This is a genomic window from Paenibacillus sp. NRS-1760 (assembly GCF_050467785.1).
Lineage (GTDB): Bacteria > Bacillota > Bacilli > Paenibacillales > Paenibacillaceae > Pristimantibacillus.
Window position 1 is genome coordinate 100,159 of sequence record NZ_JBITPK010000013.1, and the last position, 20,172, is coordinate 120,330.

Consider the following 20,172-nt stretch of genomic DNA (forward strand, 5'->3'; position numbering starts at 1 on the left):
GGTACCGACTATGAAATGGATGGAAGAAGAACTAGAATTATTGGCTGATGCTTCGAGGGAGCGTTCTTTGCGTATAACTAGCTCTGTATTCGGATCACCTGGTTATACGATGCGCGGAGAACGAACATTGCTCAATTTGTCCTCTAATGACTATCTTGGACTCGCCCAGCATCCTGCCATACTTGAAGTGATGCGTGAGACCTTGCTCACTGAAGGAGCTGGTTCAAGTGCTTCACGCCATGTGACGGGCAACCGATTACCTTATGGTTGTCTAGAAGAAGAACTAGCGGATTGGCAAAACTGTGAAGCATCGTTAGTTTTTGCAAATGGTTATATGGCTAATTCTGGAGTTATTAGTGCACTTGTAGGGCGAGGAGATGTTGTTTTTAGCGATCAGTTGAACCACGCGAGTATAGTGGATGGCATTGTACTCAGCCATGCGGAGCACGCCCGGTATCGCCACAACGACATGGAACATCTACGTACGCTATTAAATAAGTATCGTGATAAACGGCGTAAGCTGATCGTTACAGACGCTATTTTCTCTATGGATGGTGACATGGCACCATTGCGTGAACTTGTTGCGCTCAAACAGGAGTACGGAGCGATGCTTATGGTGGATGAGGCACATAGTGGGGGGATCTACGGAGGGCGAGGCGAAGGATTGTGCCATGAACTCGGATTGCAGAATGACATTGATGTTCATATGGGAACATTTAGTAAATCGTTCGCTGTTTATGGTGCTTATATTTGTGGCAGCCGCTTGCTAATACGATGGCTGGTGAATAAGGCTAGACCACTCCTATATTCAACAGCGCTGCCTCCTTCAATCGTTGCTGGTATTTCAAAGGCGTTAGTTTTGGTAAAAGAGGAACACTGGCGTCGAGAAAGGCTTTATGCAGCAAGCACATTATTTCGTTCCTTCCTTAGTGATGCGGGATTTAACATCGGTTCCGGAAAATCCCAAATTGTACCCTTAATCGTAGGCTCTAACGATATGGCTTTACGCTTCAGCGAAGCTCTTGAAGAAGAGGGAATCACAGCGGTTGCCATCCGTCCACCTACTGTACCTGATGGAACAGCGCGTATTCGCTTTTCCTTGTCAGCAGTTCATACAGATAAGGAATTGTTAAATGCAGCCGCACGCATTCATTCAATCGGACTTCGACTAGGAGTGCTGAGTCCATGATTACATTGGATAGCGAATCAGTGAAACAGCGACAGACAAGCGGCACTATTTTATGGTTATGCGGATGGAGTATGCCAGATGCGGTTTTCGACCAGATACGTGAGTTTCTTCCGGATTTTCATCATGTTTCTGTTGATTACAGTGATGCCGATTCTCCAGAGAAAATGCTGCTCCTGACTGAAATGGCAGTAGACAAGGCGATGGCTTGCCATAGTCCGTTGTTAATCGGAGGTTGGTCTCTTGGCGGTTTACTCGCACTGAGACTCGCGGCCAAAGGATTTGTTGATGGTCTTGTGTTATTCGGAGCAACTGCTCGATTTACTCGAACAAAAGGTGAGTCTGATCTCGGCTTTGCAGATATATATGTTAGGAAGATGATTACAGGGCTCAAACAGGACCGACAAGGGGTTGAATCAAGATTCCGAGAGCTCATGTTTTCGGATGCAGAAAGGGAAGCCAATCTAGACGAAACCCTCCCCCCGATTGGCAGCTGGACAACCCCAGCGTTAATCGCAGGACTTCAAATTTTGCGAAGCGAGGATTGTTTGTCTCAACTGAAGAGCATCACTTGCCCGGTATTTATTGTGCACGGGACTGATGATCGTATTTGTCCTTACGGCGCTGCAGCGGAGCTTATGACCCAGTTGCCAAAAGCAAAGTTATTCGCGATGCCATCCTGCGGGCATGCCTCTTTCCTAGGAAGGGAAGACCAAATAGCTAATGAGCTGAGGAGATGGTGGCATGAGCAGTAGGATAAATGATATCCGACGCCAATTTAACCGTCGTGCAAATTCGTATGACGCTCATGCTCATGTTCAGCGCATGATGTCAGATCAGCTTGCGAAAGCATTCATAGAGTGGAAGAACAAGCGCAACATAGCCATTCCCAACATTCTTGAGATTGGCTGCGGCACGGGGACATTGACTGAGATTCTAGTTAATGAATGGCCGAGTGCAAGTATCACAGCACTCGATATAGCTCCCGCTATGATCAAGCTGGCTGAACAACGTGTCTTATCAAATGAAGCGAAACGTGATGGCATCATAAAAAATACTTCAGATCATATAAGCTTTATTCAAGCGGATGTTGAAGTATGGGCAGAAGACGCTCAGGAATCCTCTTATGATCTCATCGTCTCCAACGCCTGTTTTCAATGGCTGAGCAATCCAAGGCAAACACTTGGTCACCTTCGGCGTATGCTTCGGCCTGGAGGCTTGCTCCTATTCACAACATTCGGACCTGCTACATTTTGCGAGATGCATTATGCTTTTAACGAAGCTTATCGAGCCAGTGCAGTTGAGCCGCAGCGGCACGGACTTTGGTTTCTATCAACAAATGAATGGAGCATCTTGCTCAAGCAATCTGGTTTTTCTAGTATTCAATCTGAAAGCTTCATTCAGATAGAAAAGTATGCTTCAGCAAGAGACTTTCTTCACTCGGTAAAAGCGATGGGAGCTAGCACTTCAGAGGCTAATACAACGCGAGGTCTCAGTTCGAGGCGGTTGTTTGCCAACATGTATAAGGAATACGAGGAGAAGTTCAGCATACAAGGAGGCGTTGCTGCTAGTTATGAACTTCTAATGATTCAAGCATTGGCAAATGAGTAAATAAGTAAAATCACAAAGCTTAATAAAAGCAGCCCCGTCTAGAGCATGGTATTCCATGTTATAGACGGGGCTGCTTTTTTATGAGCTCTAGCTTTAAACCAAAATTCATTATTTATTTTTCAATAAATCCATCCGGGCCAAATACTGCTCATTGGATAGCTGAGCATAGCTGATAACCAATAAAAAAACAAAATCTAAAAATAATACCAACACAAAATGTAAGCATTTTCGGATAGGCAATGAAAAGGACAAAAATGTATAAAGTTTGTCATAAGGCGTGATTTTATAGGGTGATATGATGAAATTGTAAAAAATTCATGACGCATCTTGTTTAAATTGGAGGGGATTCGTTTGAATAATATGCTTCTTGTGGACGAAGAGTCAGACATAGCAAAAGAAATGAAGAAGAATGTAGGGCATTCTGAATACTTTCGAATTTTGCAAGATCATTATCGAACAAGTATGCCTGTGCTTCAGGAATCATTTCTAGCATCGCTGCTTACTAGAAAACTGACAAGCCAGCAAATTGAAGAAAAATCAATGAATTATGATATTCAGCTGCGCGGCTCTCAGTATGTTGTAGCGCTCATCGCTCTTTATCCTACGGAAGAAGCAAAAGAATACTCCTCTTCCTTGTTAAGACAGTCGCGTGGTGTGGATTATATGATTCAAGCTGTTTTGAATAGAACGCGAGAAGTATGGGACATCAATTCGCTTGGGAAAGTGTTTATTTATCAAGAAAGCATTGCTTTGCTGGCCATCGATAATGGACAGCACAAGGAGCATTGGTTTTCGATTATGCAAGCAGCACTGTCGGATGTTCTTGAGCAGATTGTACAAGATCTGAAGCTGAATGTCACGATTGGTGTTGGCTCGCGTGTTTTAGATATTGCCGATGTACATCATTCTTACCAAGAAACGCTTATTGCACTAGACTATCGTCTTGTTATGGGGTCCAAGAAGGTTATCTATTTTCACAATATTGAAGATGATGAGAGTGAGCAACTTCGATTCGACGAACTGAAGGGGCAAGCTTTAAGGAACAGTTTGAAGATGGGGACGGCCGAAGAGATTTCTGAAGCAGTTGATACGATATTCGATGAACTGTTTGAAAGTAAATTTGCTTTGCAGGACATTCAAATCTATTTATTTGAAGTATTGACGTTAATATTGCGTACAGCGAAAGAGGCTGATATTGATCTTGACGGACTGTTAGGTACAAGTATTCAACTGCATGCAGAAATGTATAGATTGCCGAGTTTAAGGGAGGCAAAACGTTGGGTTTTTGATATATGCATTGAAATGATGAGGAAGATTTCCAGCCAGCGGAAGCATGTATATAAAGATATTGTCGAAGAAGCCATTCAGTATACGAAAGATCATTTTATGAATCCAGCTTTGTCCATTCAAGAGGTATGCTCATTCCTTCACATTAGTACAGGTTATTTCAGTCGTGTATTTAAAAAAGAAGTAAAACTAACATATGGACAATATGTCATGCACATCCGGATAGAGGCTGTTAAGCAAATGCTGCGTCTTACAGAGCTTAAAGCTTCTGAGATTGCAGATCGCGTCGGGATAACCGATCCTAAATATTTGGGTTTTTGCTTTAAGAAGCATGTCGGGATTTCGCTAACGGAGTATCGGAGTAGAATTACAGAATCCCTAGTGAAATATGAGTGATTCATCGTTACACACCATATCAGTTTTATAACAATAGATTAGAATTTTCAGACAAGACGTGAGAATTGTGGGTTCGAATAACAATCATTCTTCTACATAATAGGTCGAGAAGTTAAAAAATGAATTTGGGGGAATTTTGGATGAAAAAGAAATGGGTTCTTGCGTTACTGACAGGTATGATGTTGACGGCCGCAGCATGCAGCAACGATGGAGGAAATACAGAGGGAGAAAAAAAGGATAGCATACAGATCGGAGCAGCTATTTACAAATTTGATGATACCTTTATGACGGGTGTGCGCAATGCAATGCTGGAGTCAGCGAAGAACGGAGCGAAATTAGATGTTGTGGACAGCCAAAACTCGCAACCAACGCAAAATGAGAAGGTGGATCTATTTATTTCGAAAAAATACGATGCGCTTATTATTAATCCAGTTGATCGTACAGCTGCAGGCGTCATTATCGATAAAGCGAAAGAAGCTAATATGCCAGTCGTATTCTTGAATCGCGAGCCGATTGCGGAGGATATGGAAAAATGGGATAAGGTGTACTACGTCGGTGCTAGAGCAGAGGATTCAGGAACGATTTCGGGGCAATTAATTAGTGATTATTGGAAAGCAAACCCAAGCGCGGATAAGAACGGTGACGGCAAGCTGCAATACGTGATGTTAACTGGTGAGCCAGGGCATCAAGACGCGGAGCTTCGTACAAAGTATTCTGTTGAGGCTATTGAGGACGCAGGCATAGAGGTTGAAGAGCTTGCTAAAGATACAGCGATGTGGGACCGAGTCAAAGGGCAAGAAAAAATGCAAGCATTTCTAGCATCAAATGGAGATAAAATCGAAGCAGTTCTTTCTAATAATGATGATATGGCGCTTGGCGCGATTGAAGCGTTGAAAGCATCGGGTTACTTCAAAGGTGATAAGTACATTCCGGTTGTTGGTGTAGATGCAACGGCTCCGGCTATTCAAGCCTTGAAGGACGGAACCATGCTGGGTACGGTGCTGAATGACGCGAAAAACCAAGGAGCAGCATCTGTTGCGATTGCTACAGCGCTTTCCAAAGGCGAGACGCCAACAAAAGAAAATATTGGTTTTGAAATCACAGATGATAAATATGTATGGATCGCTTACAAGAAAATCACAAATGCGAACATTGCAGACGCGGAATAATGAAATAAAGATGAGGGGCAGCGGTATCCCGCTGTTTCCTCCTAACTTATTTATTGGTTTTTGATGGGAGGATATGATATGGAGCAGCATTATGTTCTGGAAATGCGAGGAATTTCGAAGGGCTTTCCAGGGGTACAAGCGCTCAGCAACGCAACAATAAAGGTGAAACCAGGAACTGTACATGCCCTTATGGGTGAAAACGGGGCTGGGAAATCAACGCTAATGAAGTGCTTGTTCGGCATATATAGACCCGATGAAGGTGAGATTTTTATAAATGGACATAAAACAACGATTCATAACTCTAAAGAGGCACTGAAAAATGGAATTTCCATGATTCATCAAGAGCTTCATCCGGTACCGCATCGTAATGTAATGGAAAATATTTGGCTTGGTCGGTTTCCGGAATTAGGTTTTGGTCCGGTTAAGTTTATTCATGAAAAGAAAATGTACGAGGACACATTGCATTTATTCAAAGATCTTGAGGTGGATATAGATCCTCGAGTGCGCACGGGGACGCTGTCTGTTTCAAAAATTCAAACGCTGGAAATTGCGAAAGCGGTTTCTTTTCATTCAAAGCTTATTGTAATGGATGAGCCAACTTCCTCTTTGACTGGCAATGAAGTTGAACAGCTATTCAACATTATCAATAGTTTGCGAAAGCGCGGCGTATCTATTATTTATATTTCTCACAAAATGGAAGAAATCTTGCGCATCTCTGATGAAGTGACGATCATGCGAGATGGTTATTATGTTGGAACTTGGCCTTCAAGTGAACTAACGACAGACCTCATTATTACGAGAATGGTCGGTCGTGATTTGAAAGAACGCTTTCCTGCACGAAAGAATATGCCTGGCGGCACAATGATGAAGGTAGAAGGTCTATCGTCGCCTAATCCCAAGTCGTTTCAGGATATTAGTTTTGAGCTGAGGAAAGGGGAAATTCTCGGCCTAGGTGGCTTGGTTGGCGCTCAACGAACAGAGCTTATTGAAGCCTTGTTTGGACTTCGGAGCGTAGTTTCCGGAAAAATCTCCATAAACGGGAAGCCAGTGAATTTAAAAACACCATCTGAAGCGAAAAAGAATAAGATTGCACTTCTAACCGAAGAAAGGCGAGTAACAGGAATTTTTCCAGTGTTATCGGTTTATGAGAACACGATTATCGCGAATTTGTCTCGTTACCAGAATAAATTTGGGCTGTTGAATGAAAGAAAAGGACGAGTTGACGCAGCGGATAATGTTGAAAAGTTTGGAACAAAGACACCGTCTGTTCATCAACAAATTCGTTATTTATCAGGAGGAAATCAGCAGAAAGTACTCTTGGCAAGATGGCTGCTTACAGAACCAGATATATTGCTGCTTGATGAGCCTACTCGTGGTATTGATGTTGGCGCTAAATTTGAAATTTATACGATTATTACCGAGCTTGCGAAGCAAGGGAAAAGCATTATTATGATCTCCTCGGAAATGCCTGAGCTGCTTGGGATGTCTGACAGAATTATGGTTATGAGCGAAGGCAAATTGACAGGCATTGTGGAGGGCAAGTCAGTAACAGAGCAAGAAATTATGCGCCTAGCTGCGCAGCAACGTTCGGTCGTATCAGGGGGTAAACGTAATGAACACGCAATTACTGTTTAAAGTGAAAGACTATTTAATGCAAAGAGCGATTTTCGTGGTGTTGATTTTGATTGTAATTGGCATCGCGGTGGCAGATCCTAACTTTCTAGCCTTTTCTACGCTTAGAGATATATTGCAGCAGTCTTCGACTAAGCTAATTATTGCAATTGGTGCGGCATTTATTCTTATTACAGGCGGTACAGATTTGTCATCTGGACGAGTTGTTGGACTAACGGCAGTTATTTCGGCATCGATGCTGCAAATAGATACGTATGCCAACCGATTTTACCCGGACTTGCCGCAGCTTTGGGTAATAGCTCCGATTTTAATAGGCATTGCAGTTGGTTTGCTTGTTGGATTAATAAACGGTTTTATCGTAGCAAAGCTTCATGTTCCACCCTTTATTGCTACGCTAGGAACAATGGTAGGAATCTACGGTATCAATAGCCTTTACTTCGATATGAAGCCGAATCAATCGCAGCCGATTGGCGGTCTTCGAGATGATTTTAAAGTGTGGGGTTCGGGATATATCGATCTTGGAGGCGGCTATACGATCCCGTATATTGTGCTTATTGCGCTCGCTGTAGCACTTATCTGTTGGGTCGTATTTAATAAGACTCGTCTGGGAAAAAACATGTATGCAATTGGAGGAAACGTCCATGCGGCACATGTTTCCGGCATTAATGTCGCTCGAAATCTTATTTATATTTATGCCATTTCGGGAGCGTTGTATGGTCTTGCTGGTGTGCTTGAAGCAGCCCGAACGGGAGGAGCTACGAATAACTACGGAAACATGTATGAATTAGATGCCATTGCGGCATGCGTAGTTGGCGGGGTGTCAACTGCTGGCGGGGTGGGCAAAATCCAAGGCGTAGCAGCAGGCGTATTAATCTTTGGCGTTATTAACTACGGATTAACGTATATCGGTGTTAGTCCCTATTATCAATTAATTATTAAGGGACTCATTATAGTTGCAGCCGTAGCTTTTGATATTCGAAAATATATGGCAAAAAAATAGTTTATACATTCAACGTATTAAAAGGAGGTGATGAATGTATTGCTTATTGGCAAGTACACGATGATTCAAAGGGATGTTTATCAAATGCAGCCTTGGCGATTGCCATGGCTATTAAAGGCATACATTCCTTTAGGTAACAGAGGATTTATAAAAAAAGTGTTGCTTTAGGATGTTACTATTTTTGGGAGGGTTGAAATTGGGTATTAAAAAACGCGTAAAAAAAATGATGTTGTCATACTTGGCATTTTCGCTAGTAGGATCGATGTTCGTTGGCTTGCCGAATGCTGTCTCGGCAGCACCAAGTGCAACTGAAATTAAGTTAAGTCCACACAAGATGAAGAAAGTATGGGATGGTTGGGGAACTTCATTAATATGGTTTGCTAATGCTACTGGCGGCTGGGAAAACGAGCAGGCGAAAAATGATTTGGTGGATGCATTATATGGCAAAGAGGGACTTAATTATAATATTGCCCGCTACAACATTGGCGGTGGCGATGATCCGACTCACAATCATATGCGTGAAGGCGCTGATATTCAAGGCTTTTCAACAGAAGAGGGTCATTTTGATATTAACCGCGATGAAAAACAGCGTTGGTGGTTGCAGGAAGCATTGAAACGTAAACCAGAACTAATTATGGAAGCGTTTTCCAATTCTGCACCATACTATATGACCCACAGTGGTTGTACTGCTGGTAATCATAATGCTTGGGAGAATAACTTAAAAGAAGATTATTATGATGATTTCGCGGCATATTTAGCAGAGGTAGTCAAACATTATAAAGATGATTTTGGAATAGAGTTCGATACTCTTTCGCCAATTAACGAGCCCAATACAAATTATTGGGGTGCATTCAATCGTCAGGAAGGCTCGCATTGGGATCCTTGGGCGCAGTCATGGATTATTTGGGAAGCTCGGCAAAAGCTGAATGAAAAAGGATTGAATAATGTTGGCGTTTCAGCAATGGAAGAATCCGTAATTGATACTTTCCTGGAAAATTGGAGCCATTATAACGACGATGCAAAAAACAGCATATCTCAAATGAATGTTCATGCTTATGGAGGTTCAAAAAGATATGAGGTTCGACAGCTTGCCGAAAAGGAAAATAAAAAGCTATGGATGTCAGAAGTTGATTTAGGACCAAGCGGTATTGCTCATAATCATGATGATATCGAACCGGCATTAGCGCTGGCTGATCAAATTATGGTGGATATTAAATGGTTTGAACCGCAGGCATGGGTAATTTGGCAAGCTATTGAAAGCGAACAAAATATGCAACCAGACAAAGAGAATATGAACTGGGGTCTGATTCATGCTGATTTTGATACTGAACAATGGTGGTATACAAAAAAATATTATGCGATGGCGCAATTTAGTAAATTCATTCCGCAAGGCTCGAAATTTTTTGAGAATAGCGACGGTGATGGAAAGACACTAACGGCTTATAACGAAGGGACGGGGGAAACGGTTATCGTTTATCGCAACCCGGATCAAGTCAGCAGACAATTGTCATTTGATCTTTCCAAGTTTGCAAAGCCGGGAAGTGAAGTATCCACTTATGTGACAACTTCAGAAAAAGATTTACAGGAAGGTAAATTAGAGGTTTTAGGAACTAAGCTTTATGCAAATGTGGAAGGAAAATCAATTACAACTTTTGTAATCAAAAATACACAGTACGTTGAAGGCCAAGAAGCAGACGTTACACAGATATTAAATGATTTAAAGGTAAGTATTGAACAACATAAAGCAACCTTGAATGAAGATAACCCGGATATTGAAGAGTTGGAAGCGCTAATTACAAAAGCTGACGATGCGCTTCAATCTGGCAGCAATGAACAAATATCTGATGCAATTGTTGAAATCAGCCTCAAATTCAAGGCAATGTTGTCTGATGGTGTTATAGGTGTTATACCACAACAGTTGATGAGAGCTTCGGCGAGCAGCGCACAATCTGGAGAAGGTCCGGAGCTTACCATAGACGGTGATGTAAATACAAAATGGCATACGCCATGGGGCGATGGCTATCAAGAACCACCGCACTCTATTACTTATGAATTAGGCAAACTGTACAAAGGCATTAACAAACTGGAATATACACCAAGACAAGACACAGATACGAATGGTACAGTTACTAAGTTTGAAATTGAAGCAAGTATTGACGGTGTGAATTTTAACAAAATTGCAGAAGGAACATGGGATGCTAACAAAGCAATAAAAACAGCAACCTTTACTCCCGTCGATGCGACTCATGTTAAATTCAAAGCACTAGCATCGCAAAGTGATGTTGGCACACAGTTTGCATCTGCTGCTGAAATCAATTTGTACAGGGATTCAAATTTTAAACTAAATTCAGAGCAACTTGCTAAAGCAATAACGGATGCTGAACAATTTATTGCAACTTCGAATAAAGATGAAAATCTATTAGAGCTTTTGAAACAGTATGTTGATGCAGGCAATGCATTAATGAAATCGGATTCATCCACGCAAGAAGAAATGAATCGTACGACTAATCAAATTAATGATGAAATGGTTAATTTGCAGAGAGATAGTTTCTTAGTTGAAGGGATCACAGTAAAATACGCCCCAGAAGCACACTGGAGCACACCTGTAGAAAGCATGTTAGATGGTAATCGAGATACATTTTATGAAACGAATTGGGAAGATTGGGGCCGCAAATACCAAGCAGGCGACTATATCGTTCTTGACTTGAATAAAAGTAGAAAAGATATAAGTCAAATCCTCTACACACCGAGACAAGGTAAAGATAAAGAAAACGGTCGTATTAGACAATTCAAAATTTATACAAGCGATAAAGATTTGTCAAACGTTGAATTAACAGGAACACAAAGTGAATTGGATCAACATTTTGAGTTGGCAGCCGTCGGCGGTCTTGATACAGGAAAAGATTATGATCAATTCGCAACCTTCACCTCAAAAAATGCACGTTACGTAGCTATTCAAGTTATCAAAACTGGCGGCAACAGCTCTACTTTATCGATTGGTGATTTGGCTGTTTATCAAAAGTATGTTGCGGACATTGATACGAGTATAGTTCAAATTGCTAAGGAAAAGTTGGTCACTCTTTACGAAGATATGGTTCCATATGTAAGAAATATTATGGACAATTATTTAAATGAACTCGAAGATACAGAGCATCTAACGTTAGAATCACTAGAACATTATAATTACTGGCTTAATGAATATTATAATTTCTATTCTAATCTTGGTCATGTAAGCTCCATCAAAAATGGTGAAGTGTGGCTAGATACTGACGGTGTGCCAATTCAGGCGCATGGCGGAGGTATTATATATGACGAAAAGACTAAAAAATACTATTGGTACGGAGAAGATAAAACGGAATCGAACATGGGTGCTGGTTATGTTCCGATGACTGGTGTACATGCTTACTCATCTACTGACCTTTATAATTGGAAAAATGAAGGTGTTGTATTGCCGGTATTTAATAATCCGTCTCTTGGTGATAGAACTTACGATGGATTGACGGATGCTTCTAACATTCCAATGTATATTCATGAAGATGATGAATTGTATAAGGAATCGGGAGTAGGATTCGAATCTTGGCGACAAGAACAAAATTATGGGAAGCTTGATGATTGGAATTTCATTCCGGAAAATGGAGTGGAAAAACGTTTTTATAATTTCGCTGGTAACATGAAATCACCAGTTCAAACACTTAAAAAACATAATACACGGGAACAAATTGCCGATTTGAATGCACTTTATAAAGATACTTCTATCGAAGAGAAACAAAGATTATACGGGCTGTTCAATTGGGATAAAGTTGTGGAACGGCCAAAAGTTGTTTACAACGAGAAATATGATAATTATGTAATGTGGTGGCATCATGATGGTCCAATGTCGGGTAAATATTGGACAGCATCAGGTGGTGTAGCTGTAAGTAAATCTCCTATAGGTCCGTTTAAAGTGCTTGATATCGAGAGAATGCCAAATGATGGATGGGATCCTGACAAAAGGGGTGAAGGAGATGGTATGCTCCGCGATATGACCCTTTATGTAGATGATGATAAGGATAAAACAGCATATTTGGTCTATTCATCCGAAGGAAATGGGACAACCATCGTTCTAAAACTGGATGATACTTATACACAACCAGCTCGTGAGGAACATGGAAATGCGATTTGGGCGAAAGCTCATAGCAATGGTAGAGAAGCTCCAACATTATTTAAACAAGATGATACGTATTATTCTATAACATCTGGTTTAACAGGCTGGAACCCAAATCCTGCTAAATATCATATTACAGGACATCCATTAACTTGGTGGTGGGAAGATAAAGGCGATCCATTCTGGGATGACTACAAAGGTACGACTCATGAGAGTCAAAGTACTTTTGTACTTCCATACAGAGATAAAAATGGAAATATTGTAAGAGATAAATTTATCTTTATGGCGGATCGTTGGAATCATGGAAACTTGAGTGACTCCAGATATATTTGGTCCCCATTACACTTGGACACTGAGAATAAACGCATTTCAATGAATTGGCAATCGGAATGGGATTACTCACAATTTGGGGAAGCGCAAATAGAAAAGTACACAGTAACATTCAATAGTAATGGTGGTAGTAGTGTAGCTAGCATCGAAGTAAAACCAGATTCACCGATTGCAGAACCAGCAGCACCGAACAAGGAAGGTTATATTTTCATCGGTTGGTACAAGGATGAAGCATTGAAGGAACAATGGAATTTCGCAACAGATAGAGTAGCAGAACAAGATATCACCTTATATGCGAAGTGGGAGTCAGAATCTACGAATGTGTTGGTAGAATCGATCAGCCTGACTAGCGCAAGTGGCAAAGCGGCAATAGAAGTGAAGGGCGGCAGCCTGAAGTTGACGGCAGAGCTATTGCCAACGAACGCTTCCAATAAGAAGGTAGCTTGGACTGTCTATGAGTCAGATGGCGTAACGACAACGGACAAAGCATCGATCGATCAAAACGGATTGTTGACTGCCGTGAAGGACGGCGCTGTAAAAGTATTCGCAACTGCAACGGACGGATCAGAGGTTCGAGGTGAAAAAGCGATTAATATTACTAATCAAACTTCCGACGGAGGAAACAACGGAGGTAGCGGTGGTGGTATTACAGAACCAGCCCTTGAAAACCCAGCTTTATACGAGCCGAAGAAATCTGAGCTAACGATTGATTCCGCACTAAATAGCTTGACGGCTTCGCTTGATCGCAATCAAATTGCCAAAAAGGCAGCGGAGTTTTTAAAAGCAGAACAAGCCGGTACCATTCTAACGATTGATGTTCCTGGAAATCACACTCGATATGAAGTGAGAATTCCATTGGACGCTTTGAGCGGATTAGCCGCGAACAAGCCGGATTCGATCGTATCGATCCGCAGCAAGTTTGGAAGCTACGAATGGCCGGTGTCTATGTTAAACAGCAATGATATGAAAGGTAAAGTAGATGCCGATGCTGTGTTAATTGTAAGCATGGTGAAAGCGAACGAAGATAAGTTGCAGCAATTGGATGCAGCCCTATCCGGTAATGGAGTGAAGCGTATAAGCGATATTATCGACTATAAAGCAACGCTGAAAACGAAAGATGCGGAATACGATAATCATTCCATCGGTTCTATTGAGCGTACTTTAACCGTAGACAAAGTAATTCGTAATTTCAATGAAGCAACGGTCGTATCATATGATCCTGAAACGGGAGCCATTCGATTTGTACCAGCGGTGTTTACCGTTATGGATGGCAAGACTGTAGCGACGATCAAGCATTACTCGAATGGCATGTATGTCATCATTGAAGGCAGTAAAACATTCGAAGATATGCGCGGACACTGGGCACAGAAGGATGTAGAAACACTCGCTTCTAAGCTGATCGTGAATGGGAAAACGAATCAAGTTTATGATCCGGAAGGGAAAGTGACTCGTGCAGAATTCGCATCGCTGCTAGTAAGAAGCTTGGGCTTGAATAATAATGGTGCAGCGCAGGTATTTGACGATGTAGCAGCTGCTAAATGGTATGCCGCAGATGTAAGTACTGCGGTTCAGCACGGGTTAGTACAAGGAGTAGGCAACAACAAGTTCAATCCTGAAGCATTCATCACTAGAGAGCAAATGGCTGTTATGATTATGAAAGCTGTTCAGCTCATTCAAGGTAATACAAGCGCTGGATCGAATTCATCAAGCACTTCGTTGGCTGCATTTGCTGATCAAGACCAGCTATCGGGCTTTGCCCGTGAAGCGGTTCAAGCCGTAATTAATGCAGGTATTATGAATGGCAAATCGGAAACCACGATTGCGCCTAAAGATACAGCAAGCCGTGCTCAGACAGCAGTTATGCTGAAGCGGGTATTGAGCTTTGTTAAGCTAATTAATTCGTAATCAATAAAGAATGACACGTAGTCAGCTCATCATGTGAGCTGACTACGTGTTTTTAATCAAACGTATATGAAGATATAGCTCAAATTACGATCGCTTAACGCTGATTGCAATCGATATTAAAAATAGCATCGAAGAAAATATTGCTGTGTTTGGCAATAACCTCTTGAACGATTAAGATTGGCAAGTCTACAATTCATGACACTCCTAAAAATCGTCCTTATATACATTAAATTACCATTTTTTCATTAAATCTCACGAGTGAATTGTACAATTATACATGATCTGAATACATGCATACATGGATGCTAGTTTAAAATTCCTCTACACTAAGTACAATTACCAAGTTTAGAGGAGTGATACGAATATCAAGACGATTACCTATCATTTTCACATTAACAAAGGCTTTGAAAAGATAGTCAAATAGGTTCTGTATGCCCTGGTAATTTTCAGGGTTTTTTAGATTGAAATCATGTCGTAGTGTAATAATTATAGGTTGAAAAGCTGCAAGGGGGCAGAAATGAAACCAATATATAAGATTATGATTGTTGATGACGAGATGCTTGTTAGGCAAGGAGTCAAGCACCTTCTAGATTGGGAACAAGAGGGATACCGAATCGTCGCTGAGGCTTCGAATGGTCTTGAAGCTTTGGATTTGGTTGATGAGGTCAACCCTCATGTCATTCTAACAGACATCGTAATGCCAGTTATGGACGGTGAGGAATTTGTTAAGCGGGTGAAGGCGAAGTACCCTCAAATTGAGGTGATCGTCTTAAGCAGCTTCAGTGAATACGGCTACGTTCGCTCCACCTTTCAGAGCGGAGTGGCGGATTATATCCTAAAGCCGAAGTTGGAAGCCGAATACCTGTTATCGATCTTAAATAAAACAACTGCCAAAATGGTTGGGACGCAGATGGGTGATCAAGGAATTGATATGGAGGAAAAACAGCTTACACGAATAATCGAGAAGCTAATGAGCGGTTACGAGGCTTCGCAAGATCCTGGGTTGGTGCATTCGAAGTTTCCATACAGGCGTTTTGCAATTTTCGGTACGGACATGCACCATATTAAAGATTCTGATGATAAGGTGACTTTCGCAAGCCAAATAGATAGAGGGCTGCGTAAGCTCAGCAAGGACAAAGCAGCCTATATGCAGCTGAAGTTTGACAACGATTCTATTCTTTTCTTAATCAATGTGAATCCAGAGCAATGGGTCGAAATGGTCATGGAGCTCAGGTGCCTCGTCCCAGAAATGACAGAGATTAAGAGCGGTACCCAATTCGTACTTAGTCAAAGCTTCGAAGATTTTAACCGCCTTGGTGAGATTTATCGGAACAATTACTTGAAGCTTACAAGATATAGTTTTTACCTGCCGACACGAAGCCTGATTGAAAATGATCATTTACCGGGACTCTCGGATGCGTATCAAGAATATGACATGGGCGAATTATCGGAACAGCTGCGACGCAAGCAATTCCAGAAGGCGTTTACGAGCTTTCTGGAATTTGTGCATCTGTGGTCGAAGGACTATCGCACCGAAATTTTTGAATTCAAATCGTTTTTGGGTAACTTCATATTTAACGTGACGACAACACTTGGGAAAATGAAGTATGAAACCCCTGGGGGAGAAGACGCTAAATACGACTACTTCCGAAAAATTGATGAAGCAAGGTATGCCAAAGACGCAATTGCTATTGCTGAAGAATTCATACATGAGGCAGAACATGTGATTCGCAAGGCGAACTCATTATTTAATCTAAATATATCTAATCTACTTGAATATATTCATGAGCATTACGCTGATCCGATCACGCTGACCGGAGTGGCGAGGCAGTTTCATTTCAATGCTTCGTATCTTTCAAGCTTTTTTGCTACTCATAATGAGGAAGGTTTCAGTGAATACCTGAACAAAGTCCGGTTGGAAAAAGCGATGGAGCTTCTCTTGACGACAGGAGAATCGATATCCGAAATCAGTGCAAATGTAGGCTATTCGGACCAGAGTTATTTTACAAAGGTGTTTAAAAAGCATACCGGCATATCGCCAAGCCAGTATCGGAAACAATTCTCGGAGGAGATAAAGGAGTCATGATAAGAAAGGCTGCATTAAAGCTGAAAAAGCAGGGCTTGTTCCTCAAGTTGTTTCTCGTCACGCTCATTAGCATCGTTACCGTATCGCTAATAACCCTAGCTATAACGATCAGCATGTCGGAGAAATTATTTTTTCAAACGTTCAGCATTACTAACAGCAAGTTACTGAACCAGATGAAGACCAACCTTGAGTCTTACAACTACACGGTAGCTACTGGAGCAGCGATGATAGCTCAAAATGCCTCTATCCGAAACTATTTATCTGGCGAAGAGACGGATGCAGTATCACTTGCCACCGAAACATACCATATGACAGAAGGCATGAAGGCGATTCGGTCCAACTTTAGCGCTTATGACGTTGGAATTATGATCATAGGCGTGAATGGTCGGAGTTATTCAACAGATGCTTATTATTGGTCCACTTTCGCCGAGGAAATGAAAAATCACACCGTTACGAAAGCAACAAATGACCAATCTGCGCAAATCTTGTACCAGCTCTATCCAGCTGGTGATAACAAAGGCATAGCGAAAGAGCAAGTGCTTGTGGCTTCCAAAGCTTTATTTGATCAACAGACAAGTAGTTTTTACGGCACCTTGTATGTCGCAATTCGTGATCGCAATTTCAGATCTTTTTATGCTAACTTTACGAGTGAAGGCAATGACGTGTTGTTGATAAATAAAAACGGATTGATTGTGTCCAGCAATCGGAGCGAGCGGATTGGGCTGATGGACAAGCCGTTATATACAGAAGTAGCAGCTCAGCAGCTCGGAGAAGAAGATGAAGGATCCGCCTACGTCATGGGTAATGAACGAATTGTGTTTTCTGAATATTTGCCGGAGTTTGATTTTTATCTGGTAAATCTAATTGACAAGAAAGCCGTGACCGGACAGATGGTGAATGCAGAAGCGGTGACGTTGACCATTATGGTCATCGTGGCGATTTCCCTTATTATCGTATTTTTAATTACCCGAAAAATGACGAAGTCCCTGCGTGTACTCGTTAAACAAATGTCACATATTCCAACGAGTGGATTCGATAATCATATCGATATCGCTACTAGCAGTTATGAAGTTAAAGAGCTGGGCAACGCTTTTAATTATATGCTTGATGCACTGCATGATTATGTAGATCGACTGTTGGAAACCCAAAAGCAAGTGCGTAACGCAGAGCTGGCCGCACTACAAATGCAAATCAATCCGCACTTTCTATACAATACGCTGGCATCAATAAAGTTTTTGGTGCTGCAGGGTAATAAGGAAAAAGCAGCAGGTACAATTAATGCACTTATCTCTCTACTGCAAAATACAGTTAGTGATGTAGAGTCCACTATTCCTGTTTGTCAGGAACTGGAGACAATGAAGCATTATGTCTATATCAATCATGTGCGGTACAGTGAGAAGATACGCGTGAATTATTTTGTGGAGCCGGACAGCTTGGATTACCACATACCGAAGCTCATTCTCCAGCCTTTTATCGAAAATGCTTTCTTTCACGGATTCAACATTAAAGAACAAGGAAGTATTTTGATCATGATAGCCGTGCAGGAGGACCAACTAGTATGCGAGGTTGTGGATAACGGAGACGGTATGGATATAGAGCAAAAGCAGCTGAAAGTGGAGAAGATACGTACGCCGAAGAGGAAACGCCAATTTTTCTCCGGCATCGGCATACGTAATGTAGACGACAGAATTAAATTAATGTATGGGGAGAATTATGGGATTAACATAACAAGCAAACGGGGAGAAGGTACTAAAATCAAAATTAACATTCCATTAATTAATAAATAAAGAATGTGCAAAACAACTAAAGAATGTGCTAGAGACGTCATGAAAAGTAAATAAACGATCCAATAATAGCACAAAAGCTAACAAAGATAATACAAAAGAATATGTACACAAAGTGTTAAGATGGATGCGTTATTGGAAAACGTTTTCATCTTTTTTTATTTTACAAGGGGGATTATTAATTGAAAAAATTAGTTTTCGTTCTGCTTGCTAGCGTTATTCTCTTGACGGCATGTTCGTCTGGTGGAACGAAAGGCAGTCTAACAAGCTCGGGCGATGGAGGCACATCCAATCCGAAAGAGATTACTGTTTGGGCGTGGGACCCGGCGTTTAACATTGCCGCCATGGGTGTAGCAAAAGAAGCATATTCACAAGTTCATTCGGATGTCTTGATCAACATCGTGGAAAACGCGCAGGCTGATATCGTTCAAAAGCTGAACACCGTGTTGAATTCAGGTTCAACGAAAGGTTTACCTAACATCGTATTGATCGAGGATTATCGAGCACAGAGCTTTTTGCAAGCGTATCCGGATTCGTTTTATGAATTGACAGACGCTGTAAAAGTCGAAAATTTCGCTGATTATAAGATTGATCCGACCAGTGTTGATGGTAAGCAATACGGCGTACCGTTTGATTCAGGTGTCACCGGAATGTATGTACGGACAGATTATTTGGAGCAAGCGGGCTATAGCTTAGCTGACATGGAAGAAATCGACTGGAAGCAGTATATCGAGATCGGTAAAGCTGTAAAAGAGAAGACCGGCAAAAGCATGCTCACCCTTGACCCTAACGATCTTGGACTTATTCGCATGATGATGCAATCTGCTGGGCAATGGTATACAGCAGCGGATGGCAAGACTCCGTTCATTGCAGACAACGCCGCTTTAAAAGAGGCGATTGAATTGTATAAAGAAATGCTGGATTCCGGCATTGTGAAGGTGATATCGGATTGGAGCCAATTTGTTGGTGCATTCAATCATGGTGAAGTCGCCAGCGTACCTACCGGTAACTGGATTACTCCTTCAATTAAAGCAGAAGCTTCTCAGTCACAAAAATGGGCAGTAGCTCCGCTTCCTAAGCTTGCAGTAGCAAAAGGCTCCGTCCATGCATCAAGCCTTGGCGGCAGCTCTTGGTATGTAATGAATGTGGAGGGAAAAGAAGCTGCTGCCGAGTTTCTCGGAAAGACGTTTGCCTCCGACGCTGAACTCTATCAGTCTCTAAATACTAAGATTGGAGTCATCGGTACCCTGAAGGCTGCGGCAAGTGGAGAAGCTTACTCTGCGGCAGACGAATATTTTCAAGGCCAAAAAATCGTATCTGATTTTGCAACATGGACCGCAAAGATCCCCACCGTCAACTACGGCATGAACACTTACGCCATAGAGGATATTATTGTTGTTGCACTGCAAGCTTATTTTGGCGGGAAAGATGTGGATACTGTTCTGAAAGATGCGCAGATGCAAGCTGATACTCAAATTCGCTAAATACACACAACTGTATATCATAGTTTCTCTCCACTGCCCCCCAATTGTTAGACACCATCTAACAATTAGGGGGCAGTTTTTCTATGATCAATTTATGACTTCTTCTCCCCAGCCGTCATAACACATTTTCACAAAACGATTCACCCCGTACCCGTCAA

11 protein-coding genes are annotated in these 20,172 nt (G+C 41.7%); all 11 read left to right on the forward strand.

The window, feature by feature from the left end; all coding sequences use genetic code 11:
• The first annotated feature begins 10 nt into the window (after positions 1-10).
• The 11 genes from bioF to ACIFSR_RS16150 all read left to right on the forward strand — a co-directional run bounded on the left by bioF (position 11) and on the right by ACIFSR_RS16150 (position 20,014).
• On the forward strand, positions 11-1,189 hold the full coding sequence (bioF, locus tag ACIFSR_RS16100; protein ID WP_430058293.1) for an 8-amino-7-oxononanoate synthase: 1,179 nt from the start codon (positions 11-13) through the stop codon (positions 1,187-1,189).
• The gene (locus ACIFSR_RS16105) at positions 1,186-1,941 is read left to right on the forward strand and encodes an alpha/beta fold hydrolase (protein ID WP_430058296.1); all 756 of its coding nucleotides are present in this window, start codon (positions 1,186-1,188) and stop codon (positions 1,939-1,941) included. Before bioF ends, ACIFSR_RS16105 begins: the two co-directional genes overlap by 4 nt.
• Positions 1,931-2,797 (forward strand): malonyl-ACP O-methyltransferase BioC, encoded by an 867-nt coding sequence (bioC, locus tag ACIFSR_RS16110; RefSeq protein WP_430058298.1) that lies wholly within the window; start codon positions 1,931-1,933, stop codon positions 2,795-2,797. Before ACIFSR_RS16105 ends, bioC begins: the two co-directional genes overlap by 11 nt.
• Before the next feature lie 360 nt (positions 2,798-3,157).
• Positions 3,158-4,480, forward strand: coding sequence for a helix-turn-helix domain-containing protein (locus tag ACIFSR_RS16115; RefSeq protein ID WP_430059302.1), 1,323 nt, complete (start codon positions 3,158-3,160; stop codon positions 4,478-4,480).
• Between the two features lie 140 nt (positions 4,481-4,620).
• Positions 4,621-5,649 carry a galactose ABC transporter substrate-binding protein gene (locus tag ACIFSR_RS16120; protein ID WP_430058299.1) on the forward strand — a complete coding sequence of 343 codons (1,029 nt, stop codon included), beginning with the start codon at positions 4,621-4,623 and terminating at the stop codon, positions 5,647-5,649.
• A gap of 78 nt (positions 5,650-5,727) precedes the next feature.
• Positions 5,728-7,284: a sugar ABC transporter ATP-binding protein gene (locus tag ACIFSR_RS16125; RefSeq protein ID WP_430058302.1), complete on the forward strand. Its 1,557-nt coding sequence runs from the start codon at positions 5,728-5,730 to the stop codon at positions 7,282-7,284.
• On the forward strand, positions 7,262-8,281 hold the full coding sequence (gene mglC / locus ACIFSR_RS16130) for a galactose/methyl galactoside ABC transporter permease MglC (protein WP_339203114.1): 1,020 nt from the start codon (positions 7,262-7,264) through the stop codon (positions 8,279-8,281). Before ACIFSR_RS16125 ends, mglC begins: the two co-directional genes overlap by 23 nt.
• Before the next feature lie 196 nt (positions 8,282-8,477).
• On the forward strand, positions 8,478-14,660 hold the full coding sequence (locus tag ACIFSR_RS16135) for an S-layer homology domain-containing protein (protein WP_430058305.1): 6,183 nt from the start codon (positions 8,478-8,480) through the stop codon (positions 14,658-14,660).
• Between the two features lie 517 nt (positions 14,661-15,177).
• Positions 15,178-16,746 (forward strand): response regulator transcription factor, encoded by a 1,569-nt coding sequence (locus ACIFSR_RS16140; protein WP_430058308.1) that lies wholly within the window; start codon positions 15,178-15,180, stop codon positions 16,744-16,746.
• Complete coding sequence (locus tag ACIFSR_RS16145) at positions 16,743-18,533, forward strand: cache domain-containing sensor histidine kinase (RefSeq protein WP_339203110.1); 1,791 nt, start codon at positions 16,743-16,745, stop codon at positions 18,531-18,533. Before ACIFSR_RS16140 ends, ACIFSR_RS16145 begins: the two co-directional genes overlap by 4 nt.
• A 179-nt stretch (positions 18,534-18,712) precedes the next feature.
• Positions 18,713-20,014, forward strand: a complete 1,302-nt coding sequence (locus tag ACIFSR_RS16150; RefSeq protein ID WP_430058311.1) for an ABC transporter substrate-binding protein — start codon at positions 18,713-18,715, stop codon at positions 20,012-20,014.
• Positions 20,015-20,172 lie beyond the last annotated feature (158 nt).